29 protein-coding genes and 3 tRNA genes are annotated in these 25,589 nt (G+C 38.6%); 15 read left to right on the top strand and 17 right to left on the bottom strand.

What is annotated here, in order from left to right; translation table 11 throughout:
* The first annotated feature begins 57 nt into the window (after window positions 1-57).
* A complete protein-coding gene (ftsW, locus tag BrL25_RS18565) occupies window positions 58-1,215 on the top strand; it encodes a putative lipid II flippase FtsW (RefSeq protein ID WP_018672122.1) in 1,158 nt (385 codons plus the stop codon).
* A 99-nt stretch (window positions 1,216-1,314) separates the two neighbouring features.
* Here the strand turns inward: ftsW and BrL25_RS18560 are convergent, their stop codons facing one another.
* Window positions 1,315-1,656, bottom strand: coding sequence for an Asp23/Gls24 family envelope stress response protein (locus tag BrL25_RS18560; RefSeq protein WP_018672121.1), 342 nt, complete (start codon window positions 1,654-1,656; stop codon window positions 1,315-1,317).
* Window positions 1,657-1,893: 237 nt separating this feature from the next.
* Here BrL25_RS18560 and sleB point away from each other — a divergent pair, with 237 nt between their 5' ends.
* A complete protein-coding gene (gene sleB / locus BrL25_RS18555) occupies window positions 1,894-2,619 on the top strand; it encodes a spore cortex-lytic enzyme (protein WP_018672120.1) in 726 nt (241 codons plus the stop codon).
* Window positions 2,620-2,712: 93 nt separating this feature from the next.
* Here sleB and BrL25_RS18550 read toward each other — a convergent pair whose 3' ends face one another.
* The gene (locus BrL25_RS18550; RefSeq protein ID WP_018672119.1) at window positions 2,713-2,967 is read right to left on the bottom strand and encodes a hypothetical protein; all 255 of its coding nucleotides are present in this window, start codon (window positions 2,965-2,967) and stop codon (window positions 2,713-2,715) included.
* A gap of 138 nt (window positions 2,968-3,105) precedes the next feature.
* Here BrL25_RS18550 and cax point away from each other — a divergent pair, with 138 nt between their 5' ends.
* Window positions 3,106-4,152, top strand: a complete 1,047-nt coding sequence (gene cax / locus BrL25_RS18545) for a calcium/proton exchanger (RefSeq protein WP_018672118.1) — start codon at window positions 3,106-3,108, stop codon at window positions 4,150-4,152.
* 55 nt (window positions 4,153-4,207) lie between these two features.
* On the opposite strand, the gene BrL25_RS18540 is transcribed toward cax, so the two are convergent.
* On the bottom strand, window positions 4,208-4,468 hold the full coding sequence (locus BrL25_RS18540; protein ID WP_035312096.1) for an Fpa/YlaN family protein: 261 nt from the start codon (window positions 4,466-4,468) through the stop codon (window positions 4,208-4,210).
* Between the two features lie 249 nt (window positions 4,469-4,717).
* Between BrL25_RS18540 and BrL25_RS18535 the strand changes: the two genes are divergently transcribed.
* Window positions 4,718-5,218, top strand: coding sequence for a hypothetical protein (locus tag BrL25_RS18535; RefSeq protein ID WP_018672116.1), 501 nt, complete (start codon window positions 4,718-4,720; stop codon window positions 5,216-5,218).
* A gap of 91 nt (window positions 5,219-5,309) precedes the next feature.
* On the opposite strand, the gene sda is transcribed toward BrL25_RS18535, so the two are convergent.
* Both sda and BrL25_RS18525 read right to left on the bottom strand, forming a co-directional pair.
* Window positions 5,310-5,441, bottom strand: a complete 132-nt coding sequence (sda, locus tag BrL25_RS18530) for a sporulation histidine kinase inhibitor Sda (RefSeq protein WP_018672115.1) — start codon at window positions 5,439-5,441, stop codon at window positions 5,310-5,312.
* A 564-nt stretch (window positions 5,442-6,005) separates the two neighbouring features.
* The gene (locus BrL25_RS18525) at window positions 6,006-7,217 is read right to left on the bottom strand and encodes an MDR family MFS transporter (RefSeq protein WP_018672114.1); all 1,212 of its coding nucleotides are present in this window, start codon (window positions 7,215-7,217) and stop codon (window positions 6,006-6,008) included.
* A 122-nt stretch (window positions 7,218-7,339) separates the two neighbouring features.
* Between BrL25_RS18525 and BrL25_RS18520 the strand changes: the two genes are divergently transcribed.
* The 5 genes from BrL25_RS18520 to BrL25_RS18495 all read left to right on the top strand — a co-directional run bounded on the left by BrL25_RS18520 (window position 7,340) and on the right by BrL25_RS18495 (window position 12,198).
* Complete coding sequence (locus BrL25_RS18520; protein ID WP_018672113.1) at window positions 7,340-8,221, top strand: LysR family transcriptional regulator; 882 nt, start codon at window positions 7,340-7,342, stop codon at window positions 8,219-8,221.
* A gap of 210 nt (window positions 8,222-8,431) precedes the next feature.
* Window positions 8,432-8,701: a hypothetical protein gene (locus BrL25_RS18515; protein ID WP_018672112.1), complete on the top strand. Its 270-nt coding sequence runs from the start codon at window positions 8,432-8,434 to the stop codon at window positions 8,699-8,701.
* A 575-nt stretch (window positions 8,702-9,276) separates the two neighbouring features.
* Window positions 9,277-9,510 (top strand): helix-turn-helix domain-containing protein, encoded by a 234-nt coding sequence (locus BrL25_RS18510; protein WP_018672111.1) that lies wholly within the window; start codon window positions 9,277-9,279, stop codon window positions 9,508-9,510.
* A gap of 180 nt (window positions 9,511-9,690) precedes the next feature.
* Complete coding sequence (locus tag BrL25_RS18505) at window positions 9,691-11,040, top strand: helix-turn-helix domain-containing protein (protein WP_018672110.1); 1,350 nt, start codon at window positions 9,691-9,693, stop codon at window positions 11,038-11,040.
* A 618-nt stretch (window positions 11,041-11,658) separates the two neighbouring features.
* Window positions 11,659-12,198, top strand: a complete 540-nt coding sequence (locus tag BrL25_RS18495) for a hypothetical protein (protein ID WP_018672108.1) — start codon at window positions 11,659-11,661, stop codon at window positions 12,196-12,198.
* 553 nt (window positions 12,199-12,751) lie between these two features.
* On the opposite strand, the gene BrL25_RS18485 is transcribed toward BrL25_RS18495, so the two are convergent.
* Both BrL25_RS18485 and BrL25_RS18480 read right to left on the bottom strand, forming a co-directional pair.
* Window positions 12,752-12,825, bottom strand: a tRNA-Gly gene (locus BrL25_RS18485).
* Between the two features lie 10 nt (window positions 12,826-12,835).
* A tRNA-Leu gene (locus tag BrL25_RS18480) sits at window positions 12,836-12,922 on the bottom strand.
* A gap of 679 nt (window positions 12,923-13,601) precedes the next feature.
* Between BrL25_RS18480 and BrL25_RS18475 the strand changes: the two genes are divergently transcribed.
* Together BrL25_RS18475 and BrL25_RS18470 are read left to right on the top strand one after the other, a co-directional pair.
* Window positions 13,602-13,787 carry a hypothetical protein gene (locus BrL25_RS18475; RefSeq protein WP_018672107.1) on the top strand — a complete coding sequence of 62 codons (186 nt, stop codon included), beginning with the start codon at window positions 13,602-13,604 and terminating at the stop codon, window positions 13,785-13,787.
* Window positions 13,788-14,549: 762 nt separating this feature from the next.
* On the top strand, window positions 14,550-15,206 hold the full coding sequence (locus BrL25_RS18470) for a DJ-1/PfpI family protein (RefSeq protein ID WP_018672105.1): 657 nt from the start codon (window positions 14,550-14,552) through the stop codon (window positions 15,204-15,206).
* Window positions 15,207-15,560: 354 nt separating this feature from the next.
* On the opposite strand, the gene BrL25_RS24895 is transcribed toward BrL25_RS18470, so the two are convergent.
* Window positions 15,561-15,752: a hypothetical protein gene (locus tag BrL25_RS24895; RefSeq protein ID WP_140575718.1), complete on the bottom strand. Its 192-nt coding sequence runs from the start codon at window positions 15,750-15,752 to the stop codon at window positions 15,561-15,563.
* Between the two features lie 105 nt (window positions 15,753-15,857).
* On the opposite strand from BrL25_RS24895, the gene BrL25_RS18465 reads away from it, so the two are divergent.
* Window positions 15,858-17,180 (top strand): cytochrome ubiquinol oxidase subunit I, encoded by a 1,323-nt coding sequence (locus BrL25_RS18465; RefSeq protein ID WP_018672104.1) that lies wholly within the window; start codon window positions 15,858-15,860, stop codon window positions 17,178-17,180.
* Window positions 17,177-18,205: a cytochrome d ubiquinol oxidase subunit II gene (locus BrL25_RS18460; protein ID WP_018672103.1), complete on the top strand. Its 1,029-nt coding sequence runs from the start codon at window positions 17,177-17,179 to the stop codon at window positions 18,203-18,205. Before BrL25_RS18465 ends, BrL25_RS18460 begins: the two co-directional genes overlap by 4 nt.
* A 69-nt stretch (window positions 18,206-18,274) precedes the next feature.
* Here BrL25_RS18460 and BrL25_RS18455 read toward each other — a convergent pair whose 3' ends face one another.
* The 5 genes from BrL25_RS18455 to BrL25_RS18430 all read right to left on the bottom strand — a co-directional run bounded on the left by BrL25_RS18455 (window position 18,275) and on the right by BrL25_RS18430 (window position 20,681).
* Complete coding sequence (locus BrL25_RS18455; RefSeq protein ID WP_018672102.1) at window positions 18,275-18,574, bottom strand: YxcD family protein; 300 nt, start codon at window positions 18,572-18,574, stop codon at window positions 18,275-18,277.
* The gene (locus BrL25_RS18450; RefSeq protein ID WP_018672101.1) at window positions 18,562-19,014 is read right to left on the bottom strand and encodes a hypothetical protein; all 453 of its coding nucleotides are present in this window, start codon (window positions 19,012-19,014) and stop codon (window positions 18,562-18,564) included. Before BrL25_RS18450 ends, BrL25_RS18455 begins: the two co-directional genes overlap by 13 nt.
* 314 nt (window positions 19,015-19,328) lie before the next feature.
* Window positions 19,329-19,401: transfer RNA gene (locus BrL25_RS18440), tRNA-Thr, on the bottom strand.
* A gap of 159 nt (window positions 19,402-19,560) precedes the next feature.
* On the bottom strand, window positions 19,561-20,226 hold the full coding sequence (locus BrL25_RS18435) for a phosphatase PAP2 family protein (protein WP_018672100.1): 666 nt from the start codon (window positions 20,224-20,226) through the stop codon (window positions 19,561-19,563).
* Between the two features lie 2 nt (window positions 20,227-20,228).
* The gene (locus BrL25_RS18430) at window positions 20,229-20,681 is read right to left on the bottom strand and encodes a YaiI/YqxD family protein (RefSeq protein WP_018672099.1); all 453 of its coding nucleotides are present in this window, start codon (window positions 20,679-20,681) and stop codon (window positions 20,229-20,231) included.
* A 139-nt stretch (window positions 20,682-20,820) separates the two neighbouring features.
* Here BrL25_RS18430 and BrL25_RS18425 point away from each other — a divergent pair, with 139 nt between their 5' ends.
* Entirely contained in the window at window positions 20,821-21,141 is a 321-nt protein-coding gene (locus BrL25_RS18425; RefSeq protein ID WP_018672098.1) for a hypothetical protein, read from the top strand.
* Window positions 21,142-21,404: 263 nt separating this feature from the next.
* Here BrL25_RS18425 and BrL25_RS18420 read toward each other — a convergent pair whose 3' ends face one another.
* Entirely contained in the window at window positions 21,405-21,635 is a 231-nt protein-coding gene (locus BrL25_RS18420; RefSeq protein WP_018672097.1) for a hypothetical protein, read from the bottom strand.
* A gap of 379 nt (window positions 21,636-22,014) precedes the next feature.
* Entirely contained in the window at window positions 22,015-22,866 is an 852-nt protein-coding gene (locus BrL25_RS18415) for an alpha/beta hydrolase (protein ID WP_026315203.1), read from the bottom strand.
* Here BrL25_RS18415 and BrL25_RS25270 point away from each other — a divergent pair.
* Window positions 22,755-22,997: a hypothetical protein gene (locus tag BrL25_RS25270; RefSeq protein ID WP_018672094.1), complete on the top strand. Its 243-nt coding sequence runs from the start codon at window positions 22,755-22,757 to the stop codon at window positions 22,995-22,997. The two genes, BrL25_RS18415 and BrL25_RS25270, sit on opposite strands and share 112 nt — an antisense overlap.
* 46 nt (window positions 22,998-23,043) lie before the next feature.
* Here BrL25_RS25270 and BrL25_RS18410 read toward each other — a convergent pair whose 3' ends face one another.
* Entirely contained in the window at window positions 23,044-24,756 is a 1,713-nt protein-coding gene (locus tag BrL25_RS18410; RefSeq protein WP_018672093.1) for a DUF4179 domain-containing protein, read from the bottom strand.
* Entirely contained in the window at window positions 24,710-25,306 is a 597-nt protein-coding gene (locus BrL25_RS18405) for an RNA polymerase sigma factor (RefSeq protein WP_018672092.1), read from the bottom strand. The genes BrL25_RS18410 and BrL25_RS18405 overlap by 47 nt, the downstream gene beginning before the upstream one ends.
* Window positions 25,307-25,589: the final 283 nt, after the last annotated feature.

The raw sequence follows: 25,589 nt of genomic DNA, 5'->3' as shown, positions 1-25,589 counted from the left end.
AAGCAGAGAGGACATACCCACCTCTCTGTTTCATTTCTAGGGGTGATTTCTTTTTCAATGAAAACTCGGGGCGTACCAGATTTTCTCCTACTTTTTTTAACATTGCTACTTGTAGGCTTTGGAATTACGATGGTAATGAGCTCCAGCTACATCTATGCTCAAACCGGAATATTGACAGCCAAAGGTTGTAATCAATGTCTAGGTGACGGTTTGTACTTCGCAAAAAAACAAATCATCTTTGCCATTTTGGGTCTGTTTCTCATGCTCTTTGTTATGAACATCCCCTTCTCCTTTTATAAGAAAAACTTCCTGCTGATTGCCGCTGGTAGCTTTTTCTTACTTTTACTTGTTTATATTCCCGGATTTGCGATCAAGACGAACGGAGCGCATTCATGGGTTAACTTAGGCTTTATGACCTTACAAACCTCAGAGGTTGCCAAGCTGGGACTAATTCTGTATCTGTCAGCCCTCATTGCTAAAAAAGGAGATGCCTTCCGAAGTTTCAAAACAGGCTTAATACCACCTTTGACAGTTACGGGTATTTTCTTTTTAATGATTTTGGGACAGCCTGACTTAGGGACAGCTGCCATTATTTTGGGAACGGCTGGGGTTATCTTAATAGTAGGTGGAGCTAATATTAAGCATATCTTTTTGCTTACTGTCCCTCCATCGACTCTGTTTATTACTACCTATATCTTAGTAAAACCACATGCTTGGGCCCGAATAACCTCTTTTACTGATCCTTGGAGTGATCGATTAGATAAAGGATTTCAAATGGTTCAATCCTTATTTGCTATTGCGCGAGGCGGAATCTTCGGTACAGGGTTCGGTAAAAGCTTGCAAAAATATCTGTACCTACCAGAGGCTCATACAGATTTTATCTTTTCCGTTATTGCTGAAGAGATGGGCTTAATCGGAACCTCTATCTTCCTACTTTTGTATCTGTTATTAATCATTCGAGGACTACAGATCAGCTTACGATCTACTGATACCTTTGCCACACTTGCTGGAACAGGCATTGTTACCATGCTTAGTATTCAAGCAATAATCAACATCGGCGGTGTAACAGGTGCTATACCAATGACAGGCGTACCCTTGCCGTTTATCAGTTATGGTGGATCATCCTTGTTAATTTGTATGACAAGTATGGGAATCCTATTAAGTGTCTCTCGAGATGTTAACAGACAAAAGCATACCCAGAGCTCCTCGATGTAAGGATACGTTCCTATCCTTTCAAGAACATAAAAAACCAACGACAGCAGAAAATCTGTCGTTGGTTTTTTTATATTCCTGTTTATACCTATCTTACTCTTGTTATTCAATAGTGAGGCCCTCTACTCGTACATTTACCTCATACACCGTCAATCCTGTTAAAAACTCCACTGTTTCTTTTACTTTCTCTTGAAGATGCTGGCAGGTCTTGCTAATGATGGTACCGTAGCGAACAGAAACCCATAATGTAATAGAAGCACCCAAATCCCCTATTTCAACCATTATTCCTTTTGCATTATTTTTCGGACCCAATCGTTTCGTCCATTCATCATAAAATGAACTAGAACCACCTACAGCTACCTCTTCAATCTCTTGCGCTGCTACTCCTGCAATGACTGCAACTACTTGATCTGCCACTCTGATTTGGTCTTTCACGGATTCCATCCCTACCGCCTCCTTATGTGAACCGCCTTATGTAGCGCTACTTGCCTGTTGTACATAGTTTACCCAACTAATCATGTACTGCTTCAAAATGTTTTTTCTTTTATTATAACGGGTTTAGTCAACAGCTTGAAGCACTATTCTCGAAAATTTTACCAGCTTTTAAACCGAGAGAAAATCGGACAAACTAACTACCGTTTACAAACGTAGCTTTTTTACAAAAAGGGAGGCATACATACAGTGCAAAAAGTTATGTATTGGTGTTTCGGAGTAATCTTGTGTACTGCATTTCTGGTTAGTAGCATTCCAAGTATCACGCAGGCATTTACTATGGGTCCTACTTATAAAGAAGGGAACACAGGTGCCAATGTAAGAGAACTACAAGAACGACTTAAACATATTGGTTTTTATACAGGAGATATTGATTCTATTTTCGGTCCACGTACAAAAGCAGCTCTACGTCTTTTTCAATATGAGTTTGGTATGACGATTACGGGGGAGTTGGATGATAAAACGAAAGTTAGATTGTACAATTCAACAAAAAATTATGTCATGGGTACTTTTAAACCAAAAGAAAAAGGAAATCAAGTAATGACGCCTTCTAATGGCTTTTCTGCCAATGATCTGAAAATCATGGCCCAAGCTGTATATGGAGAAGCACGCGGTGAGCCTTATATCGGACAAGTTGCAGTCGCTGCCGTTATTTTAAATCGCACACAAAGCCCCTCATTTCCTAATTCACCAGCAGCTGTTGTGTTTGAGCCACGTGCATTTACAGCTGTAGCTGACGGTCAAATTTATCTTTCACCGGATGAATCAGCGCGAAAGGCTGTCCAAGACGCCCTAAAAGGCTGGGATCCTAGTGAAGGGGCAACCTATTATTTTAATCCAGATACAGCAACCTCTGCTTGGATCTGGAGTCGACCACAAATTAAAAAAATTGGTAAACACATTTTTTGTAGATAATATTTATATTAAACCATATAAAAATGTAAAACCTGGTATAAATAAATTACCAGGTTTCTCCCTTTTTAATGACATTATATTGTTTCAGCTTACTCATTTTGGGCCAAATGAGTGTTGTGCCATCTTTACGAATCGTTCTTCGCTTTCAATCGTGCCACAGATACCACATTGAATAAGATAATCATCCCCTTTATAGGGTTGATGAAAAGCATCTAGTTCGGTTTGGGTCAACTCTTCTATGGTCTCACCTGTTTGTGGATGTAAGCGGACATACTGTGGTTGTTGTCGTATAATGGTAAATCTCATACGATTGGTGCGACATACCGGACAACAATAGGGAGCAGACATAAAGCACCTCCTACAATTTTTCCTTAGTTTTCCTCTAATGTTAGTGGAATATGCACTCATGAATCTCGATAATCTTTACCTCATAGAGCAGAAAAGTAAGATTGAAATAATCCGGAAAGAAATGAGGGGTTATATGGTATGAAAAGCATGCGACTATTTTATTCGTTGGTAGGAGGAAGCTTTGCTCTGGCAACTGGTTTTCACTATTTCACTGACAATGAAGTATTACGATTTATCACAGCTTCCATAGCTATTATCTTTCTCGCATCCTGGTTAGGAAAAGCTACCGAGAATGTCGCTCATTATGCAGGTGATCGTATTGGGGGATTCTTAAACGCAACCTTCGGCAATGCAGCTGAATTAATTATTGCGTTCTTTTTAGTTAGAGAAGGTTTGTTTGAAATGGTGAAAGCGTCTATCACAGGTTCCGTTATCGGAAATCTTTTATTAGTGTTAGGATTAAGCGTATTGCTTGGTGGCTTAAAGTTTAAAGAACAAATCTTTAATAGTCAACTAGCCGGACACAACGCTTCCATGATGACTTTAGCCTTAGTTTCCTTGTTTATTCCTGCTATCTTTATGTCTGAACTATCCCTTGAAAAGATTAACACCTTGTCGATCGTAATCGCTATATTATTAATTCTTGCATATGCGCTGTGGCTGATCTTCTCCATGGTAACACATAAATCATTTCTCACTGATGTGGAACAGCACGAGAGCGAGGCTGTCTGGTCTAAGCCAGTATCCATCATCATGCTCGTGGTATCTACTTTCTTTGTAGCAGTCGTATCCGAGTGGTTAGTACATAGTGTGGAAGCAGTCTCACATACCTTCGGCTGGTCAGAGCTGTTTGTGGGAGCTTTTGTCATTGCCATTATTGGAAATGCCGCTGAACATAGTGCCGCAATCCTGCTCGCTATGAAGGGGCGTATCGGAGCAGCTGTGGAAATTGCTGTGGGCTCTAGTTTACAAGTAGCTTTGTTCGTAGCTCCTACACTGGTCTTAATCAGTCTCTTATTCGGGTCCCCTATGAACATCGTCTTTACTGTTCCAGAACTCACAGCAATTGCCGTATCAACCATTATCACGATTTCGATCTGTCGGGACGGTAAAACCAACTGGTTCGAAGGAGTATTATTGTTAATTGTGTATCTTATTCTTGGTACAGCCTTCTTCTTTGATTAGATCGTCCACACGTAACAAAAACTCGCTAAGGAAAGAAAGCTTTCCTAGCGAGTTTTTATTTTTTTTCGTTAAAGAGCTCATGTAAATCGGCTAATTTGTGTTCAAGATTTTCCAGAATAGTTCTGCCTTCATCTTCTACTACTACTCCTAGGCGAACCGCGAACTCAATTTCACGCGACAGACCAAACATCTGTGTATCAAGCACCTCTTCATACAAAGGGCACTGTGGCATGTTCAAGTTCTCCATCTGAACATCAATTAATTTATATATTTTATCCGCATCTGCTCTTAATAACGCTAAAGCTTTATTGGCCATATCGTTATGAATTTTTACGTCTGTCAAAACCTATCCCTCCGTTTGGACACGTCCTTACCATACATACATAGTACGTCATAACGCGTCATTTGAAAAGGGGATAACCTTTTATTCATAGTGTATAATATGTTAAATGCCTTTGAAAACGCTGTCAATAAACACTTGTAACCAAGCACATTCATTGCAGCTCTCTACATCCTGCGATACAATAATTAAGTAGTAAGAGCGCTAACAGAGAGGAAGACCGAAATGGCAGACGTGATTGTAGTAAAGGGAGCTGTAGAATTCCCTATCACCATTGATCCAAGTGTTTGGGTATTTGATGACCGAAAATTCGAACTGTCTACTTATATGGAACAGGATAATCTGGAGCTACAAGAGACGCAGAAATATATCCGTGGTGCAGCTCTACATTGGGAAAAAGAAATGAAGGAAGGCTCCACCCCTCCTAGTCAACGCAAAAGCTTGGTAGAAGAACGAAAAGTGCTAGAGGGCGATTATGCAATCAAATTTGCACCTTTCTTGGAAAATGCCAAGCCTTATGCAAATGCTACGACTCTTCGTATTCACCGTGAACAAGAAGATTATGTAGATGTTTCTTTGGAAAAATCCAAGCAAATAATTCTCCAATTCTCAAAAGACGGTAGACCAATTCGAGAGAAAGGTCCAGTGTTTTTATATTTCCCAGAAGATTTGCATGAAAATAAGCAACCCTTGAATAATATTACGATGTTTGAAATCCTACTCTAAGTAGAAAAATAAGTGCCACCCTTACATAGGGTGGCTATCTCTATTTGCCCGTTTTCTATTTATATGTCTGTAATTCTAATACCTTCATGACTTAAGCACTTTGAACAGAGAGTTTCCTACGCGCCATTTCAGCTTCTACCAGGAAAATAAAATCGGCATCGAGATGAAGGGCGACTGCACGTTGATATACTTCTATCAACATCGTATCACTTAAGTATCTCACGCTTGTCACCTCCCTTTTGTTCTATACCGTATTGTAACAGCTTATAAAAAAACGAACAATCGTTCCGATATCCACAAGTGCTGTGGAAATCCTGTTGATAGCCTGTGGGGCAATTGTGCAAAAGGTGGTTAAACAGGTATATATCCTTGTGGATTTCTTTTTTTAATTATCCACAAACGATTACATATTGTCGAAAAATATAGATGTACCATAAAAAAAGACGGCCATAATGGCCGCCCCTCTTTCTATCCGATTCACGTTTACATTCTACATTCGCTTTTCTGAGTATAAGGCTAATGCATAGAGACACGAATAATCTCTGTGACAACAACCATAGCGAAGACAGCAAACCCGAATGAACCAGTGAAGAATAGCATGTGGCGAATTTTCTTTTTATCTTCCACCTTATGTCCCTCGCTTTCAACCAGAATCCAACTCCGGTAGTATTATATATATCCATACGTATGAGAAGCCCATTTCGTTTCAATTTTTATGCACTCTTCTCTTTCTTTTTACCCCCAATTTCTGCGTTGAATCGACAACAGTGAAAATATCCAGCAAGAATTAGATAGCCACTCTCTTAGTTTGTACCGCCATTCTTTGCTCCATTCGATACATATGCCAGCATACAAGAAATCCGATTGCTAAACAGATTCCCCACGGCAACCATGGCATATACAATTGTTTTCCAAGCTCATAAGCCCATCCTCCTAATGAGGTCCCAATAGAGCCACCTATAGCAAGTGCATAGCCATTAAACCCGTAATAAGCGCCTAATTGGTGTTTAGGGGCAAAATACGGCACCATATCAATTAAATAAGGAACAGAGATCATTGTGCCGATCGCAAAAATACTAGCATCAAGCAAAATCATCCATAATTGATTTGAAAAGCTAAATAAAAATAGTCCAAATGCCATTATCAAAGTGCCCAACCCAATCAATGTAAACCGTTGACTATAGTTGCTCAACCATTGGAGTACCTTCATTTGAAACAGAATTGTTACGATAGCTACTGTTGACAACACAGTTCCTACTGCCATTTTATTTTGCAAGGTATCTTCAACAAATTGTGGAATGGCCAAAAACAATTGCATATAAATATAATAATGTCCTATCAATATAAACGTATAAAGCATAAAGCTTCGATCCAAAATGACAGTCTGAAAACTCCTCAGCACATTTGATTTAGTAGCTTTTACAGCCAGCGGTGGTAACACTAGCAAGGCAAGCCCTGCACATAAGAAGTATAACCCACCAGCGAAGATGGACAGCCAATAGAAATCGACCATAATTAATGCTGTACCGACCAATTGTGAACCCACAACACTTACATTGTTTAGGACATTCTTTACACCAAATACATCTTTACGGATTCCTTCAGGTGTCAATACAGCATACGAAGCACTAACAGCTGGTTCAAATAGCGAACCTCCCAGTCCAGAAAAGATTGCTGCAATGAAAAAATGCCAGGTTTCGGTACAAAAGGCAAAGGCGAGAAAACCTAAACCTCTCACAATCATCCCTAATATCATCGTTAGCTTATATCCACATCGATCGGCAATAATTCCTCCCAAAAAGGCTACGCCCTGTTGAGAAAACTGGCGTACACTCAAAACCAATCCCGCCATCGATAATGCCCATCCATAGCTACCGGTCAAATAAAGTGTCAAATATGGAATTAAGGCATAAAAGCCAAGGTTCATGCAGAAGGACAAGGCTAGCAACCATCTAATGGCGCCTGGCGTTTTCTTTAAAATGTGAAATCCCTGTATCATCAACTGTCACTCACTTTCGATTTTTCGAATTATCAGTATCAACAGATTACAAAGTATTGTATGATTTGAGAAACGAATCTTTTTGTTCACAGTAATCAAATATATGCATAAGAGGTTATATTATGGACTTTGAGCAGTTAAAAGCTTTTTATACACTAGCGCAAACCCGCAATTTCACACGCACCGCTGAAATTCTCCATTTGGTTCAATCCACAGTTACTATGCGTATTAAGCAATTGGAAGAACGAATTGGCAGGCCCTTATTTGTTCGGGATAAACGGAGTGTTGAAATCACACAAGCTGGACTCGCATTATTGCCATACGCAGAGCGTATCATCAAGCTAGCTCAGGAGGGTATGCAGGAGGTTGCCTCCTTACAACCCTATGAAGATCGTCTTACAATCGGTAGTGTCTCTTCGCTCTGGTCTTACGTTCTAGAGCCAATTCTAAAGGAATACTATCTACGTTATCCAACCATTGCTGTTAGGACGAAAACCGGGCATTCTTCAGACATTAACACCTATCTGCATGATCAAATTATCCAAATTGGTATGGTATATACCCCGCCCTCACTGCCTAATTATGAAATTATCCCGTTTTACGAAGATGAGATTCTGTTGGTAGGATCACCTCATCATCCGCTCAGTTCAGCAAAAAGTATTGATGTAGACGATCTAAGTAAAATACCATTGATTCTAGTCAATTGGGGTACACCCTTCACCGAGTGGATTATCAAGACTCTCCCACCTAGCTATATCCCACGTCTACAAGTAGATGGGGCTCATCTCGCCCTCGATTTGGTACAAGAAGGACTAGGTTTATCACTAGTAACACGCTCTATGGTTCGCAGAGCTTTAGAGGATGGGAGTATCTGTCAAATTAAGCTAACAGGAAGCATCCCTCCTAAACGCCCTGCCTACATTGTTCTACCAAAGGAAAAGAAAGACCGTCCAAGTATAGAAAAGTGGCTTTTATTGATGCAGGAATTTGGTTACAATTTTTAGTTAAAACTAGGTAGTTAGTGAGAGTAAGAAGAGCATTTCTACTTTAGAAATACAAAAACACTCATGTCAGTCCCTTCTAAGACCAAGCGTGAATGTTTTTGTATAAGGTTGGAAGGCACTGCTGTTTAACTAAAATACAGAAATTTGAGACTCTTTTCAGCTTAAACCATAAATAAAGAGAAGTAGATATTTTTGTGGGAGGTATTACGAATGCCACTGATTCTTGATTTTTTAAATTTATTAATGTATGTACCATTTTTAAAGCCAGACGAAGAACAAATTACGAAAAACATTAAAAAAATAAGAAAATGTAATTGGTACAAAGTCTTATTAGAAAATGACGAGTATAGAAAACTAATCATCTATAATACAGATGTTAGAACGGTAATCGGACGATTTAATACAGAAAAATTAAATCAGAAAAATTATCAAATGAAGTGTCAACGTAAATTGGAAGCTATTTTAAATAAGAAAATGTAGCTGAGTTAATTAAGGCGGCTTCTGGAATATTTGGTGCTTGATATACCATAGTGTAATAGAGTTGATTCTACATATTCGTAGAGCCGACTCTATTTTTTTCAGCTTAAAACACCAATATAAATTAACATAGCCATTTTTTGTTTTTCAACACCATTAGTTCTTGGTCTTCTTCATAAATTTAATCGCTAAATAGAATATTCCAATCAATAAAGCCAATGCTCCAACCGATAAAGTTATTATGTTTTTTAAAGGCTTGCCCACTAGCAACTGCGTGCCCGATTGACTAGTGTAACAAGGATGTGATTGGTTCAGAGTTTTAGAAATTATGATCCTTCTATAAGAGATATTGCTTCATTACTCTATCGTCATCACAAATAAACATTTGCACAAATTGTAAAATGTCAGTTTCGTAATGACAAATTACGTAATATACTAATCTCAACAGGACAATTATATTTCTTGAACATCTACCCTTGTAATACACACTTTTATGTAGTGAACGGAAAGATCACTTACCTGCTTAAATTATCACTAGACGACAGAGTCAAAATAGTAACCTATAGGGAATGAATGTAATGGCATCTTACATACGTGGGAAATGCCTATTACAACCCGTTCTGAATCTTATTGGTATGAAACAAGCTGAGTTAGCGAGACGAACAGGTTTTTCAGCTAGAATGATCTCGCATTATGCCACTAATACCAAACTGATGTCTCCAGAAGCTATGTATTCCATTACTTCTATCATTCAGATGTACATGCCAAACTTCCGCATGGAACACCTCTACGAATGGGAACGGGAACAATAGGCATTGATGAGTAGATTTTCTACTCTCTCCTGCGGTATTTAAGAACCTATAGGTACTTAATATTTTTAAAAACATTACTCATTTACTTTCATTTTTATTTACAATATTATCTAATTACAGTATGATAATGGAAAATTATATTTTCCTTATATTTCCACAAACGAAAAAGGGGATAGGTAAATGCACGTCTTAGATTACAATTATGAAGGTGCGCAGATAGAATTACGCCAACGTTTACAAGAAGCACTTGATGGTAAAGGGTGGAAACGAAAAGACCTTGGACTAGCTACTGGAATTGACTCAGTTATCATCAGCCAAATATTGAATTCCAAAAGGAAGATGACATTGCCCCAATTAGATTCGATGACAGAAGCCTTGGGATTACAAAAAGATACCTTCTATGAAGATTTTCTAGGTGAATGCTTCAATGAATCTGGGAGTATGTCCCCTATAAAAACCGCTGACTTTTTCATCGGTTGCATTAAAGCAGAAAGATATGATATTACAAAGAAAATCATGTATTTTATCAACGAAGAAACAGATAGAAAAAGGATTCTTGACAAGACATTTAGGATGGCAGAGCATATTTTTTCCTCTGACCAACGAAACTACAGCTTACCGTTGTATGAAATTGTGATATCCAACAGTACGACACGTAGTGTACAATTAGCTATCGCATATTTTAAACGTTTTTTAATAGCAAGAGATGTAGACCTACCTGTTTCTGGCTTTGAAGCTTTACATCAACTTTTTGAATACCTCCCTTTACTTCCAGAAGAATATAGATTTGAGGCATATTACAAAATATTGACTTTTTATAACGTCGTTGAGAATTGGGATAAATTGTTGAAGTATTCAAAAGAGTTAAAGGAATTAGCTACATCACAGAATAACAAGAAATATATTGCAGAGGCTTTGTTGTATGAATCTTTTAGCTATCAGGGTTTGAAAGATTATGAAAATGCCCTTCTTGTAGTGAAGGAATATTCTTCTTATAGTGAAGAGTATGCTCAACTAGCTAGAATTAATGAAACGTTGATACACGTTGATATGGGACATGTGGAGTATATTGATGAACATATAAAGCTAATCTCTCCTGATCCCAAAAAATTATTTCTTTTTTTACCCGCAGCAATAGAATCATATCTCCAAAAAGAAATGATTCACAACATTGATGAGCTTTTACAAAAACACAAACAAGAAATTGACCAGCTATCCAATAAGACGGATATCCTTAATCAGAAATATAAACTAAGATTATTTCAAGCGTTATCTACATATTATTGTGTAAGGGGGAAAAACGATTTAGGATTCCATTACAACATCGAGGCTCTACAATTGGCACTCTATTTCAAAAATGTAGAGCGACTAAAACGTATCATTCTTATGCATTATCAATTTACCCCTTCTGAAAAACACAAAGAGATGTTTATTAATATTATGGCAAAGGGTGATATCCAAAATGAAAAAAGCTATAATTTCCTCACTAATGATTCTGTCCTTATTAGGTTTTATCGGAATGAGTTTTGACACACCAATCTCAACAACAATTACAGAACAAAGTGTATCAACAAATGGATATGGTGAAGGTTGGTAAAAGGAGGGGTTGCATCCTCTCTTTTTTTTATAAAAAATTAACAGAAAAATTTTTTCTTAGAATTTGTATATCTTGATATATAATTAAGCTAACAAATGGTAATCCACACAAAATATAGAAATTACATTTTTTTATCATTTTTGTGGTTGCCAGAGAAAGGAGGATAGCAAAGAAGGAATATTCACAGAAAGGAGTTGAAAGATGTTAGCATGGGACGACGATAGATGTCGAGAGAAGGAAGCTAAAAAGGTAATAAAAACGGGATGTTCCCATTGGCCCTCAGAAAGCTTTGGAACACCCCATATCAAGCATTTAAAAAATGCTCCATTCAAGTTTATCATGCCCTTGCGTTCAAAGGGGAAAAAATATTTTTTATTGAAAAAATAGTTGTCGCACATGTGAATAAGCTGTACGGAAAACCTTTTAGAACAAATAAAGCCGTGTTTCAGAAATTCATTGAAGACAACTAGAATGATATGTATTCCTAATAATGTAAAATAGTTAGATTTTTAGTAAAATATACTTATATAAAGGGAAAGAGGATAAAAACAATGAAAAAAATAAGTAAATTATTTTCCGTTCCTGTTGCGTTAATAGTTACAGCCGTAGTAGTCACTGGTGCTAACGCCCATCCAAGTATTTCTACCGTTTCTCCAAATGTTTCTACTAATGTTAATTCTGATAATATTACTAAGCCAGAGGCTTCTAGTGCTGTAGTAAGTGAAAAATCTATAGATGAAAAGACTATATCACCTTACGTTTCAATTGCTAAAGATGAGGACGTGAGCTATAAATCAGGTCAAGGTTCCTTTGTCTTCGATTACTCTTCTCATAATGGCAAGTACCCACACCTACGTGTACACGTAGAGAATACAGGAAGCAAAAGTTTCCGACTAGAACTTCTTTCTGAGGACGGTACAGAAATTTGGGGTATCGAGCCTGTGAAAACTGGTGAAGTAGCCGAGTATGTAGTTCCAAAAGCATCTAAATATTACGGCGAGGGCGAGTATAGACTTAGATTTGCAGGAACAAAAGGTAGTGCTGTAAAGGCAAGAGTAAATGTACGCTCTTTAACACCTAACGATATTTAAGTTGAAGTTTTGTTATAAAAACTCTTAAATAGGGATAAAGCAAATGACTAAAGAGATTTTTGGAACAAAGATTAGAAAGGTTAGAATTTTATCTAAATTTGATGAGGGAGTTTGCAGTAGATCCAGAAACGTTTGCCTAGTTGGATCATGTTATTTCAGAAGGGTTAAATGAGAACCAGGCAAAACAGATTTTAGATGTTTTAAGAGAACACCATAGTAATATAAAATCTGCTGTAGAGGCTGGTGTTCCTATCCCCCGATTTAGAAGGCTTATTTACCAAAATAATTCCCCTTCCTCACATTGAAGGGAGAACCACTAATAAGGAAAAGGTAATGCAGATTTTGAGAAGAGCTTCTAAATTACTTATATTTCCTTATCTGAATAAACATCTTTAGATTATAAAAGGTAAACCAAACGTCCGAACCTAAATTCGGACGTTTTTGCTGTTATATTTTAGTCCCAATTCGTCCCCAATGTGGGATTATGAGAAAAGTATATAGAGATAAAAATAAAAAAAGCCTTGATATACAAGGCTTTTAGAGAAAAAATCTATGGAGCGGGTGATGGGAATCGAACCCACGCGACCAGCTTGGAAGGCTGGAGTTCTACCATTGAACTACACCCGCATCACTTAATTGGTGCGGACAAGAGGACTTGAACCTCCACGGTGTTGCCACCACTAGAACCTGAATCTAGCGCGTCTGCCAATTCCGCCATGACCGCAAAGGGAATGCATTTTCTAGGGCATTGTGACCGCGTCTTCTTTGACGCTCTGTAATAGACCGTTCTGGCAACCGTTAGGCCATCACACTAATACGGAATAGACTCAAAAGCGTGCCTTCGCAACTTACAAAACTTAGTTTAATACAAACGACTTAAACTTGTCAATCACCCAACTATTTTGACATTTAATGCGTTCAATACAACACTTGGTCCAGTTGTGGGCAAATGAGAAAAGTTTGATGTTATAACGTTTACGTTCCGTCAATTTATAATTGATCGCCATGATTTTGTCGTGATCAAGGTCTGGTTGTCTACTCGGAATCGAATAAAACGTAAGGTCTTTTGCATATCATTGTCATCTCCACAATACCTTCCCTTTATCTAACGTTTTTGCCAGTTTCCTTGTCATAATTATCTAGTAATCTTTGTAGACTTTGTAATAGTTGTTCCTTGGGTAAGCTTCCACAATACTCGTACAATCTGAAGTAGTTATCTCTAAATCTTAAAGTTTCATAGGGATTTTAATCAATTAATTTTATATAACGAAACAGAATTTTATCATTTTTTAATTTATACCAATAATTTCTTGCTGTATTATTTAAAAGTTTGAAATATAAATAATAATATAATAATATAATTGATGAACAATACATAATTTAACAGCAAAGGAGATCATTTCATGAAGAAAATAATGGGTGTATTTTTTACTGCTGCATTAATCGTTGGAGGCATGGTTACAATTTCACCTAAGCCTACTTTTGCAAATTTGTGCAACCCCGATCCTTATGTTAAATCCGATTGTCCAGTAGGTAAACCTGAATGCAAACCAGCGCCTAAAGGTATGCAACAGGAATGTCCATGGTAACTATTTCTGAAAATTAAATTCCTACACTACTAAAAAGAGAGAGTGATTATATGAAAAAGATATGTACTATAGGATTTATTACTTTGATGATCTTATCACTTTCCAGTGCGGCAATCGCTGCTGAACCACAAAGTTTTTGTAATGTTTGGCAATGTGATCAAATAAATTAATCTAATGCCTCCTAAAGGGAGGCTCTTTCATTTTTTAGATATTAATTTTCTTTTTCTTTACTACGATCTCTCATCCCATTCTTAAAACAGATAATACAAGCTACTTTATTCTTCATTGTAAGGTCGTTGTTGTGGTACATTTTTCGTATTCTTCCGTTATCCAAAGACCAAACTTTCTCCTCACGTTATAATGCCCCGCCAATCCCCCCCATATAATGCCAAGCCGGCCATCTCTTCCTTTGTAAGAATACAGGCCCTGCCCGCGTCTATCTTGAAAGTTGGAATTGAGTACCGTTCGAAGTAGCTACTACTTCCTCAAGAAGCGAGTGCGTTACTGGATAAAGATTTTGCGTACTATAATTGCCAATCAAACCACAGTAAGCATATGAGAAATGTACACTATAAAATCACAGCGTGGACATTTGGGCTTCCTTTGAATAGCTCCGTTTAAGACAAATGGACCCTTCTGAAATTCGAATGACCATAACGTCCGAATAGTGTTCTTCACAATATCGACACCGATATACCTTACGTGGGTATAGTAATATGTATGTGAGATGAATTATTCATATTGCTTACGGGAGGGATCATCATGGAAGTCGCAATCATGCTTTACAATGGGATCACAGCGCTGGATGCATTGGGGCCGTATGAAGTATTTGCTGCCGTAACGGGCAGCAAAGTAAAGTTTGTCGCTAAGGATAAGGGGTTAATCAAACTGGATTCGAAAATGGGTTATTTGCATGCGGATTACAGTTTTTCTGAAGTAACTTCAGCTGATATTCTTGTCGTTCCTGGTTGCAGTCCGCCTAATTATAAAACTCCGATGAATGATGAAACCACGTTGAATTGGATTCGGCAAATACATGAGACGACGAAGTGGACTACATCGGTGTGTACCGGTTCTCTAATTTTGAGTGCCGCAGGTTTGTTACATGGAGTGAAGGCAACTAGTCATTGGAGCTCCTTCGACCTACTCCATTCTCTTGGTGCCATCCCAACTGATGAGAGAGTGGTTCGCCAAGGCAAAATTGTTACAGCAGCCGGTGTCTCCTCCGGCATCGACATGGCACTCCAATTAGTAGCATGGGAATCGGGGGAAGATATGAGCAAAGCGGTTCAGCTGATTTTGGAATACGATCCTATGCCCCCGTTTGATTCAGGTTCACCAAAGAAAGCGCCGGCTCCAGTGGTAGAACAATTAAGAGGGATGCTTCAAGAGCTTGAAAAACAGGAGCCTGATTTGTAAATCACAAATAAGTCAGCAACGGTATTGGGGTTTAGCTTGAAGCGAAGGCATTGAACCGAGACCTTCATTCTGGTATCAAAGCGGTTAGAGAACTTGTTGAACTCGAAATTTCGATGAGTATGAGCTAAGAGAGACTTACTAATGGGAGTCGTGAACCTGAAGCACGGCTTTCTAGCAAAAGACAAATGTTGGGTCGCATAAAAGCTAGTAACTCTACAATAATACTGTACCTCCAAATTCATAACTGTACCTTAAGATTATTTTGGTACCCAAATATATCTAAAGAAGGGGCGAATACTGCTCCTTCTTTTTTTGTGCGATTGATAAATCGAACATCGATATTCGGTCGCCGATTTATTTTACACCTACAGTTGCGAAGCTGTAGATTTCTCGTAAATAGACGCTAATAAATCCCTCCGCTAGATTACCATAATTTATCCGATAATATTCCGGTTCTCTACGGTCTGACACCGCATAGGCTTGCGTCGGACAGACGTTTGTTGAACGGGTGAACCTGAATCTAGCACGTTTTTCCTTAGTAATCAATCTATTCCCCTAGTAAATGGGTGATTTTTCCAGCTTCCATGCATAATAACAGGAAAAATATGCAAAGGTAAGGAGGAACTTGTTACGGAGAAAGGTTGATGGGATATGGATCAAATTCTGATCGCCAGAAGCACCTTTGGAATGACTATGGGTTTTCATATTATTTTTGCTTCGCTTGGCGTTGGCTTACCGCTAATGATTTTAATCGCAGAGCTGTTGTATCAACGCACGAAGGACACCGACTATTCACTAATGGCAAAGCGTTGGACCAAGGGACAGGCCATTTTACTTGGAATCGCTATTCCCTCTGGAACGATCTCAGGTGTTCAATTATCCTTACTATGGCCCGGTTTTATGGAAGTCGTCGGCAAAGTTATCTCCCTCCCATTCCAAATTGAAATCTTTGCCTTTTTTTTAGAAGCCTTATTTTTATCTATTTATGTATATGCAGCACATCGACTATCTCCCAAAATGCGTATCCTAAGTGTACTACTTGTATTGATTGGGGCGACTGCTTCTGCTGTGCTCATTACTAATGTTCACGCCTTTGAGGGAACCCCGACCGGCTTTCATTTGGTTAATGGAGAAGTGGTTGACGTAGATCCTTGGAAGGCATTTTTTAACCCCAGCTTTTTTGTCACAGCCGGGCATGTAGTTGTTTCCGCCTATATGACGGGTGCATTTGTAATAGCATCCATCGCTGCCTACAAAATGCTACGAGTTAACAAATCCTCGCGTGAATATGCGTTTCATCAAAAAGCCTTATTAATGGGTCTAGTGGTAGGCGGTACATTTTCCTTATTAACAGGGATTAATGGGCATGATTCAGCTCAACATTTACATCAATATCAACCAGAAAAATTAGCCGCAGCAGAGGGCTTATTTGAGACTCAGTCCCATGCTCCTCTTGTTCTTGGTGGTGTTACAGATGAGGCAACACAGCAAGTAAAATATGGGGTCGAAATTCCTTGGATGCTAAGTGTGCTAGCCGGAAACACACCAAATGAGGTGGTAGTTGGGCTAAATGACTTTCCAAGGGATGAATGGCCACCACTCTTTGTCCACACTCTCTTTAATTTTATGGTCTTGGTTGGTGGTGCACTCATTTTTGTTGGTTTTATCGGTTTTGCTTGGAAAAAATGGCTCAAACATTCTCATTATCCTCGGTGGGTAATGTGGATTTTTGTCCTAAGTGGTCCTTTATCCATGCTAGGTATCGAGGCTGGCTGGATCTTCGCATGCACGGGCCGTCAACCCTGGATTTTATATCGTGTTATGAAGACAGCAGATGCTACTACGCAATCACAGGGCTTAGGTACGCTATTTCTGTTATTCTTAGGAATCTATCTGTTCATGGCTATCGCAACAATCCTAGTCTTCCGCTATTATTTCCGTCGACATCCCATCAGTTTGGAGGGAGAAGCATGAGTGAAACCATTATTGCCGTTACAATGCTGTGGGGCTTCGTATTTATTTACTCAGTCGCTGCTTCCATTGACTTCGGCGCAGGCTTTTGGTCCATGATTTATCGTGATCGTGAGCAGACGAAAGCAACGCAAATCGCTAATCGTTACCTCTCTCCATCCTGGGAAGTAACGAATGTCTTTATTGTACTTATCGTCATAGCACTTGTTACCTTCTTCCCAGGGGCTACCTATACATTAGGTACTGTATTGATTATACCTGGTAGTTTAATATTGCTATTGCTGTTGCTGCGAAGTGCCTTCCTAGTCTTCTCTCATGTAGTAGAGGATTATCGTAAAATGATGTCGATAGTCTCAGGTATTACTGGCATCTTAATTCCTGCTCTATTAATCAGTGTGTTACCAATCACGCAGGGCGGTTTTATAACGCTTGAAAATGGCTACGAACAGCTTCAACTACTCAGGCTGTTTTCAAGTCCACATGAATATATGTATATTGGACTGGCGATAACTAGTACTCTTTTTCTTTCTTCGTTATTACTAGCCGATTTTTCTAATGTTCTTGGTGAGCGAGAAGCATTTCAAATTTATCGCAGAGATGCTCGGATTGTAGGTCCCATCTCAATTGTACTGGCTATTGCTGTTGTGATCACCATGTCTACCGAAGCTAATTGGATATATACCAATCTACGTTCTCAAATTGGCTGGCTCGTTGCTTCTGCTGGTTTTTTCCTACTCTCCTATGCATCACTATTTGGTACGTCTAAACGAAAAGGCTGGCTTAGCTTACCTCGCCTGGCTACCATTGCTGCCGTCATCCAGTACTTGTTAGCTAGCTATGCCTATGGCGTGGCTCATCTTCCGTATTTGGTTTATCCACATGTTACGATTGAATCAGGCTTCACACACCCAGATAACTTTCGAGCTATGTTTGTTGTCTATATCGTAGGATTTGCTATTCTTGCTCCAGGCTTCCTATACTTCTGGCGATTATTTATGAATGATACTAGTGAGGTCAAAAAATCGTAACAGAGTACTAGCAACTAGTTAAACATGCAAAAAGCCACGTAGAGTGTATAAGCTCTACGTGGCTTTTAGTTATGAATTATAAGAAACAAGAGCAATCATGCCCTCTTCATCATCAATATCTAGCTGAATTCGAGCCGAAAATGGATCTAATTCCATTTGGTCACGTAAATACTTGCGCAGGGCCTCTAGCATGTTGGCCTCAATCAGCACCTGTTCACGTCCGTTCGCATTCACTTCTGCAGAATAACCATATTCCTCATCCCACATCAGTTCAACATTTACTTGAAAAGGTTCGACCTCTCTTTTTTCAGCAATGTAAAGACAGATTGCATTAATAAGATCTTGTTCTAATAGTCTTATTGTTTCCATCGGTTTTCCTGTTCCTTATATTTATTATTATTTTTATTATTTCGTACCATTTGGAAGAGACGAACCACCAACAAGATAATCCCTACTAAAATCAGGATATTCAATAATGCGGCAGCAAACGCTCCAAAACCGCCTAGGTGACCTAGGAGACCACCAAACAACATACCTGCCAATCCACCAAACAACAACCCTTTCATGAAACCGCCGCTTTTGCTAGCAGTACTTGCCGCTGGGGTAGTAGTGTTCGTTTTGCTATTTACGTTTTGATCTTGCTTTGCATTAGATTTGGGAGTAGTGGTACTTTGTGTAGGTTGGAATGACTTCGAACCAGATTTGTATCCACCACCGCGTTTTGCGTCTACTTCATGAGCGTTTATTCCAACGGTCGTAAACATTAGAGCTAATGCCATTAAGACCATCAACAGCTTGTTTCGTTTCATAATAGTATAAATTCCCCTCTCTTTTCGACTGACAAGTAAGGTATACGATCAAGCAGGTAAAAGGTTTCGCCATATAAAAAGTTATTTGAAGAACTGATTACACTACTGTCGTGTAGTCCCCAAAACAGCAACTCTTTTGCATACTGATGCATACCAATGTCAATATAAGTGTTTATGCATATCATTGTAACACAGTTTTTGTTTTTTTCCAGAAAAAAGCAAAGTTGAAACTGTTAAAAAGAAAATTTTCCTCAATAAAAAGAGACGCTCCCCCGCTAGGTCACGCCTCATCAATATAGAAACGAAAAAAGGAGTGCTCCCGACAGGAATCGAACCTGCGACCTCTTCCTTACCATGGAAACGCTCTACCGACTGAGCTACAGGAGCATGGATCCTCAGGATGGACTTGAACCGCCAGCCTACCGGTTAACAGCCGGGTGTTCCACTATTGAGCTACCGAGGAATAGTCAGATAAATATAACAATTCATCTTTACCGTACCATCTTTCCCATTAATATGTCAATAGAGTCTGTTTTGCTACTCTTTTTATTGATTGCTCACACCTCGTATCTGTCTTCTTTCATACAAATAGGCTGATACAAGAATACATCCAGCTGAATATAACCAAGCTGCGACAACATCACTGAAAAAATGAACCCCTAAATAAATTCGGCTACATCCAACCAACAAAGGAATTGCAATACCTATCATCGGCCAAATCCATGTGTTCGTACTCCCACGTTGATGCTTCCATAATAGATAGGCTCCCATTCCAAAAAATAAAGTACTAAAGGTCGTATGTCCACTGGGAAAGGACCATGAGGAAGGCAGATCGATCAAATTTACATCAATAGGTCGCTCACGCATAATCGTTCTTTTAAAAATTTCTTTACCTAAAAAACCAAGAGCAAGCGTGCCTAAAAAAAACAAGGATTCTACTCGATGTTTTTTCCACCAGCCAGTAACAAATAAGACAACAACAATCACTAAAATGTACACATCTCCCAATTGAGTGATAGCATGCATAATAATGGTTAAGTGGGGATTTCGTACTTCTTTACTCATCATGATGCCCCATTCATCCATTACATTAGAACCAAGCCCAATAACAATATAGGTTATCCAAAAGAAAGCAACAAACAAAACAGCTGCTAACATAAGTGAAAACCTGCTATAAAAGGGCGAGGGGTCTTGCATTCTATCGTTTTCCATCACTATTCCCCTCCCTCTTGCATCAGGTACATCAGTGCATCCTGAAAATGTTGGTCGTCTATTGGAGTTCTAGCATGTGGTCCTTTTGTCCGTCCACCACCCCGCCGGAATCGCGCCTTTTCATTACGTACTTCTAAATCAAACGCAATGCTATCTGAAGTAAAAACTTTACCATGTGGCGTCAGGGATTTTGCACCCTTTCCCATTACCATAGCTCCCAAACCAATATCCTGGGTCACCACAATATCTCCTGCTTTCGCTTCATTCGTTAAACGAATATCCACTGCTTGCGAGCCTGCATCAACAACCACATGATTATCATGTTGAAATTGATGGTTATAGCTAGCGAAGGTGATCAGCTCATAGCCGTTTTTTTGACATAGCTCTACTGCTATCTGGAGAGCCTTTTTTGGACAAGCATCTGCATCAATTAAGACTCTAGGCTTTTGATTCATATCATATTCCTTTCATATGACTGTATCTTGCATACATCAGCTTTTCTATTTTTGCAGTTTTATGTAGCATGGCTCTATATTCTTTGCTCTTTTTCGTATACGATAATTATAGCATGCTTTGCTGAAGGGAGTCAGATACGTGGTACGTTATGAATTTAAACGTGAGGAGCGGCTAGGTATTCCCCTTCCCTTTCTCTATCTGGAATGGGAAGAATACGATCCTTTTGAGCGAGCCGATATCTTGATAAAATGGGAAGAGATTCGTTCCAGAATACCAGATCGTGTCATCGCTCTTGAAGCTGTTATTAACCAAAAACAAGCTGAGCTGTATCAGGAAGATAATTTTGAACGCTCGTGTGAGCTTAATTCTGAAATTGCTGAGTTAGCTAGTACAATCAATGACCTAAACATTTGGTTTCGTGTTCAGCAGGACTTTGAGTCGACAGAAATACACCGGTGATATTGCGATGCTAGAACTGTAAATAGGTCAGCTGATCAATTGTGTAAGGAAATATGTATAAAGCTGTGTGTTTTTAAACGCCATTTTTGTTCAACATACTAACTGAATTACCTAAAAGAACATAATATCAAAAATACCCATGAAACCTTTATATGTAAGGAATCATGGGTTTATGACATTTTTCTTCTATATATGGTTTAACAGATTGTATAAATATTCTATTCGTTAATCCGGCGTATTGAGGATTCCTCGTGTTGGTCTTATCAGGCTCGAAGCCACTCTGCAATTACTTCATAGAAGATTTTCTCCTCTTTAAAATAAGCCATAGCATTTGGTTTGGCTAAATACTCCCCTATTTCAGCTAAACGCTCATCAGATAAAATAACTTGACGTTGTTTCCCATTTTCATCACGAAATTCCACAGTGATCGCTACCTCATGTTCACGTCCATAATCGGCAAGCTCAGCTGGGGTTTGAAAAGTAAGGCGTTTCATTATCTACATTCACTCCTGTCTGTTATTGACACTGTATGGCGACATTATGGCATTAAATAGAGCGTTGGTAAAGAGGAGAAGGTGTATAAGAAAAAGAACGCCTTCTACCCTTACTATTCAAAAAGTAACGAAAATCTTACAGAGGAAGTAAAACTTTTTTACATACAAAAAGACTTACTCCTTAAGAACTGGAATAAGCCGATCAAGAGAAGTAGCAATATTTGATATCTGTAGTCTACAACAACCCCGGGCCAAAACATTATCAACTAATTCCTTCTACGTCTATTAGAGACATCATAGAAGAATTTGAAGTCACCCAATTACTGGGATGTACAGGGTGTTTGCTGAGTCTCTATCATTGTTGATTGCACCATTCTTATTAATCTCTGCCCGCTCTAACCAGATTTTTGGCAATCATAGACGGTAGGACATAAAAAGAGGTCATATGATCCCCTTTTGATTTTATTAACCGAAACAATCCAAGCCGACTGGACATGTGTGGATGCCATCCGTACTGCTCTCCTTGTGGAAGCGCCGTATCCTCCGTGAGGTAATAGTAGCTTTTAGGAATAGAAAGACTATAGAATACGGAAAGATCCAGCTTCTGAAATAGTGGCCCTGCTGGTTCTGGAGTAACAGTCTGATAAATCTCCGAAGCCAGTTCAAGATCAGCTGTATTCATAAACGTTTCCCGCCAGTTTTGGAAAGGTAGCATGATCGTATTGTCAGGTGATTCTCTTGCAAGCTCCTCCCAAAGGGCCTTTCCTTCCGGTGGTATTTCGTCCGCAACACTATAGCCGTTACGTACAACGAACGCATCCATAAACACCAGTCGTCTGATTCGCTTGGGAATCTGTTCTGCCACTTTAGAGATCACTGTTCCCCCAAAGCTGTGCCCGACAAGAACAAAATTACACAAATTTCTTTCCTCTATGAAATCAATGACGGACCTCACATAATCATCGTGAGTTACCGATTTATTCGTATCTCCCCCATGTCCTGGTAAATTTGGAGTGTACACTGTGTTACCCATCTTATATAGTTCCTCCGCTGTATTATACCAATAGCTACAGTCACCCCATGAACCGTGAACTAAAACAAAGGTGATAGGAGAAGAATATGGAAAATCACTTGGGTAAGGATAATAGAAGTGCTGATGAGGGTATAGGCATGGCACATTTTCAAGATCACCTACTGGAGAAAACGGGTTCTCTCTTAGACCTTCGTACATTTTGGGTCACCTGCTTCTTGTTTTTGTTACTTTTGCCTATACATTATGCTTGGAGTAGTAAAGGGGTACTTAAAAAAAGTGTTGACCCATTTGCTGAAGTATTGCTTCTTAAAGAAAAAAAGCCATCCTAATCGGATAGCTTGACATATATTTTCGTACCTTTCATTGTAAGGCTAATCATTTTTTCTCTAGATGAATAGGTACTTCCCACTGTACGTTGTGGTCTTGTTTTAACACTTTATCATAGGTAATGGTAAGCTCTTTCGGAAGTTTGCCTTCATTATTAAATATCAGCTTCCCTTGTAATTGCACATTACCTTCTGGAGTAATCGTTGTCTTTCCAGAGTGGAAAACCCCAATTATTCGTTTTCCAGTTTCATCCTTAATTTTCCATCCACTCACTTTTATGACCTCTTGGGAAGGAACGTCTTGGGAGAAAACAGCTTCAAAGTCAATACTACTTCCTCCCTTCGCTGCTTTTTCGTCTTGATTAAACTTTGTAAAACGGAATAGATTCCCTTGCCCCTCAACTTTTATAGGTTCTTTTTGTAGCTTCTCTATGTTCAATTTTGCCTGGAAATCGGCTACTTCATTAAGAATTAAAGAGGTAAGCTTAAAAGACATTTTCTCTGAAGTAGGGGTAAAGGTATGGAACCATCTCTCTGATCCTTCTGCTAAATCGATACTCTTTGTGAGAGAATCAATTACATTTTTATTACTACTTCTACTTCCATAAGAAATAGGCTCATCAACAGGAGGAGCTCCTCTGAAGTAAGGACTTTCCCATGCAGCCATATTCTTTCCTTGTTCATCAACAAGCTCATAGGTAAACTCCTTATCTGCCCCCTTGGCGGTTGTCTCCATAATAAGCTGAGTACCACTTGGAGCAAATACGACCTCTTTTAAACTAATCTTTAATCCCTGAGGACTGGTATATTCCTGATTAATCTTTTTCGTTTTTGTCGCCTCCTTGGCCTTTTTCATATCAATTGGAATCTGTATTTTCCAGTTCCCATTCGTTTCGCCTAGTTTCTTCACATTGAGTTCAACGTTCATTTCATCTGGTAGAGCTTTTTCTTTCCCATAAAAATCGAATAGTGCTCGCTCTAGCACGATATAATCACCATTTATATCATGGGCCCAAAAATCTGACTCCTTCTCATAAAGGGGATTATTAGCGAGATCCTGATTCGGCTTCAATACATTTCCCTTTTTATCCTTCAGGCTAATTTCCTCTTCATCATACAACTTACTTATATCTAAGCGATTTCCCTTACTATCCTTCACACCAAGAATCATGGTAATTCGCAATGGATCTGCTAGAACCTCTTTTACTTCAAAAGTAAGCCCTTGATCTGTAACAGACAAATCAAGACGTTTTGAATATCCTTTTTGTATAGCATGTATAAGGCCTTCATCAGCATTCTTGTAGTCAGAAAATAAGCTGTTTTTCGTCGAAATGACATGTAAACCAATATCTGTTTTACCGTTATATAATCCATTTACATAGGTAGCAAAAGTAGGAGAAACAAGCGTTCCTAAAGATACAACCAATGCCAATCCAGCTACTGTTATCGTCATTTTTTTCATTATGTCTATACTCCTTTTTTTCCAATTCATTTTTTGGGACAACTTATGTGGGACTGATTGCTTTAATACACTTACCGGATAAGGGTGGATTTTACTTATGATGTCTTGTTCAAACATTTCTGAAAACGAATCATCTGTCCATCCGTCATCACCAAAGCTATCCAATTCATTAACAAATTGCTCTAGCTGTTTTTGGCAATCACTACAATGATCCAGATGTTTTTCTAGTTGCTCTCTCTTCGTTGTAGGAAGTTTATCGTGCATGTATGCTATCAGCTGTTGTTGGCTCAGGCACTTCATAAATAAACTCCCCCCTTTTGTTCATCCGAATAAATTCATCCTTTACCTTTTTTCTCGCATAAGAAAGACGCATTCTTACTGTACTCATCGATACACATAACTTTTCACTTATTTCTTTGTAGCTTAAATCTTGAATATAGTGCATCTCAATTATGATTCGATACTCGTCATCAACCCGTAATAAAAGGTGCTGTAAAAACTCTTTCTGCTCCTTGTCCAAATAGGCTTTTTCGGGTGTATAACTATCCATTATTTCAAAGGTTAGGTCAATAACGGACGGTGTTCTTTTTCGCTTGCGTACCTCGTCTAGTCCACGATTAATGGAGATACGATAAAGCCATGCTGAAAATTTTTGTTGTGATTGATATTCTGGCAAATGGTAGTATGCTTTAATAAAAATCTCTTGAACAATGTCTTGTATATTCGATGAATGACCTAACATTTTCTTAAGGATAGAAGCCACCTTACCCTTATACTTGTGAATAATTTGAGCATAAATTTCTTTGTTACCCTGTAAGATTTGCTCAATTATCTCCTCATCTTCCTGCATTTACTATCCTCCCATTCCAAAAAGGGGCTGCGCAGCTCTTACCTTTTTGTCTGTTCATTTATATATAACGAAAAATTAGAGAGACCCCTCTTACATTTTTTCAAATTTTTTTAAAACACTATAATTCGAACTATTATTCCAAAAATAACCTGATTCTATTGCAATAAAAACAGCTGAACATTAGGAGAAGATTTTCCTTTTCTACATGTTATGTAACAAAAGGAGTGAGGCTAGTTTTTCCTCACTCCTTTGTTTTGTAACTAGTAAGCTTACTTTTGAACAT

The organism is Brevibacillus laterosporus DSM 25 (assembly GCF_002706795.1).
In the GTDB taxonomy this organism is placed as follows: domain Bacteria; phylum Bacillota; class Bacilli; order Brevibacillales; family Brevibacillaceae; genus Brevibacillus_B; species Brevibacillus_B laterosporus.
The sequence above is the reverse complement of the archived record's forward strand: the minus strand, read 5'-3'. Positions and strand labels throughout refer to the sequence as shown.

What these genes read in the sequence shown, in the direction of transcription:
- ftsW (WP_018672122.1), top strand. Translation starts at nt 58, where the DNA reads ATGAAAACTCGGGGCGTACCAGATTTTCTCCTACTTTTTTTAACATTG.
- BrL25_RS18560 (WP_018672121.1), bottom strand. Translation starts at nt 1,656, where the DNA reads ATGGAATCCGTGAAAGACCAAATCAGAGTGGCAGATCAAGTAGTTGCA.
- BrL25_RS18550 (WP_018672119.1), bottom strand. Translation starts at nt 2,967, where the DNA reads ATGTCTGCTCCCTATTGTTGTCCGGTATGTCGCACCAATCGTATGAGA.
- cax (WP_018672118.1), top strand. Translation starts at nt 3,106, where the DNA reads ATGAAAAGCATGCGACTATTTTATTCGTTGGTAGGAGGAAGCTTTGCT.
- BrL25_RS18540 (WP_035312096.1), bottom strand. Translation starts at nt 4,468, where the DNA reads ATGGCCAATAAAGCTTTAGCGTTATTAAGAGCAGATGCGGATAAAATA.
- BrL25_RS18535 (WP_018672116.1), top strand. Translation starts at nt 4,718, where the DNA reads ATGGCAGACGTGATTGTAGTAAAGGGAGCTGTAGAATTCCCTATCACC.
- BrL25_RS18525 (WP_018672114.1), bottom strand. Translation starts at nt 7,217, where the DNA reads ATGATACAGGGATTTCACATTTTAAAGAAAACGCCAGGCGCCATTAGA.
- BrL25_RS18520 (WP_018672113.1), top strand. Translation starts at nt 7,340, where the DNA reads ATGGACTTTGAGCAGTTAAAAGCTTTTTATACACTAGCGCAAACCCGC.
- BrL25_RS18515 (WP_018672112.1), top strand. Translation starts at nt 8,432, where the DNA reads ATGCCACTGATTCTTGATTTTTTAAATTTATTAATGTATGTACCATTT.
- BrL25_RS18510 (WP_018672111.1), top strand. Translation starts at nt 9,277, where the DNA reads ATGGCATCTTACATACGTGGGAAATGCCTATTACAACCCGTTCTGAAT.
- BrL25_RS18505 (WP_018672110.1), top strand. Translation starts at nt 9,691, where the DNA reads ATGCACGTCTTAGATTACAATTATGAAGGTGCGCAGATAGAATTACGC.
- BrL25_RS18495 (WP_018672108.1), top strand. Translation starts at nt 11,659, where the DNA reads ATGAAAAAAATAAGTAAATTATTTTCCGTTCCTGTTGCGTTAATAGTT.
- BrL25_RS18475 (WP_018672107.1), top strand. Translation starts at nt 13,602, where the DNA reads ATGAAGAAAATAATGGGTGTATTTTTTACTGCTGCATTAATCGTTGGA.
- BrL25_RS18470 (WP_018672105.1), top strand. Translation starts at nt 14,550, where the DNA reads ATGGAAGTCGCAATCATGCTTTACAATGGGATCACAGCGCTGGATGCA.
- BrL25_RS18465 (WP_018672104.1), top strand. Translation starts at nt 15,858, where the DNA reads ATGGATCAAATTCTGATCGCCAGAAGCACCTTTGGAATGACTATGGGT.
- BrL25_RS18460 (WP_018672103.1), top strand. Translation starts at nt 17,177, where the DNA reads ATGAGTGAAACCATTATTGCCGTTACAATGCTGTGGGGCTTCGTATTT.
- BrL25_RS18455 (WP_018672102.1), bottom strand. Translation starts at nt 18,574, where the DNA reads ATGGAAACAATAAGACTATTAGAACAAGATCTTATTAATGCAATCTGT.
- BrL25_RS18450 (WP_018672101.1), bottom strand. Translation starts at nt 19,014, where the DNA reads ATGAAACGAAACAAGCTGTTGATGGTCTTAATGGCATTAGCTCTAATG.
- BrL25_RS18435 (WP_018672100.1), bottom strand. Translation starts at nt 20,226, where the DNA reads ATGGAAAACGATAGAATGCAAGACCCCTCGCCCTTTTATAGCAGGTTT.
- BrL25_RS18430 (WP_018672099.1), bottom strand. Translation starts at nt 20,681, where the DNA reads ATGAATCAAAAGCCTAGAGTCTTAATTGATGCAGATGCTTGTCCAAAA.
- BrL25_RS18420 (WP_018672097.1), bottom strand. Translation starts at nt 21,635, where the DNA reads ATGAAACGCCTTACTTTTCAAACCCCAGCTGAGCTTGCCGATTATGGA.
- BrL25_RS25270 (WP_018672094.1), top strand. Translation starts at nt 22,755, where the DNA reads ATGGAAAATCACTTGGGTAAGGATAATAGAAGTGCTGATGAGGGTATA.
- BrL25_RS18415 (WP_026315203.1), bottom strand. Translation starts at nt 22,866, where the DNA reads ATGTACGAAGGTCTAAGAGAGAACCCGTTTTCTCCAGTAGGTGATCTT.
- BrL25_RS18410 (WP_018672093.1), bottom strand. Translation starts at nt 24,756, where the DNA reads ATGAAGTGCCTGAGCCAACAACAGCTGATAGCATACATGCACGATAAA.
- BrL25_RS18405 (WP_018672092.1), bottom strand. Translation starts at nt 25,306, where the DNA reads ATGCAGGAAGATGAGGAGATAATTGAGCAAATCTTACAGGGTAACAAA.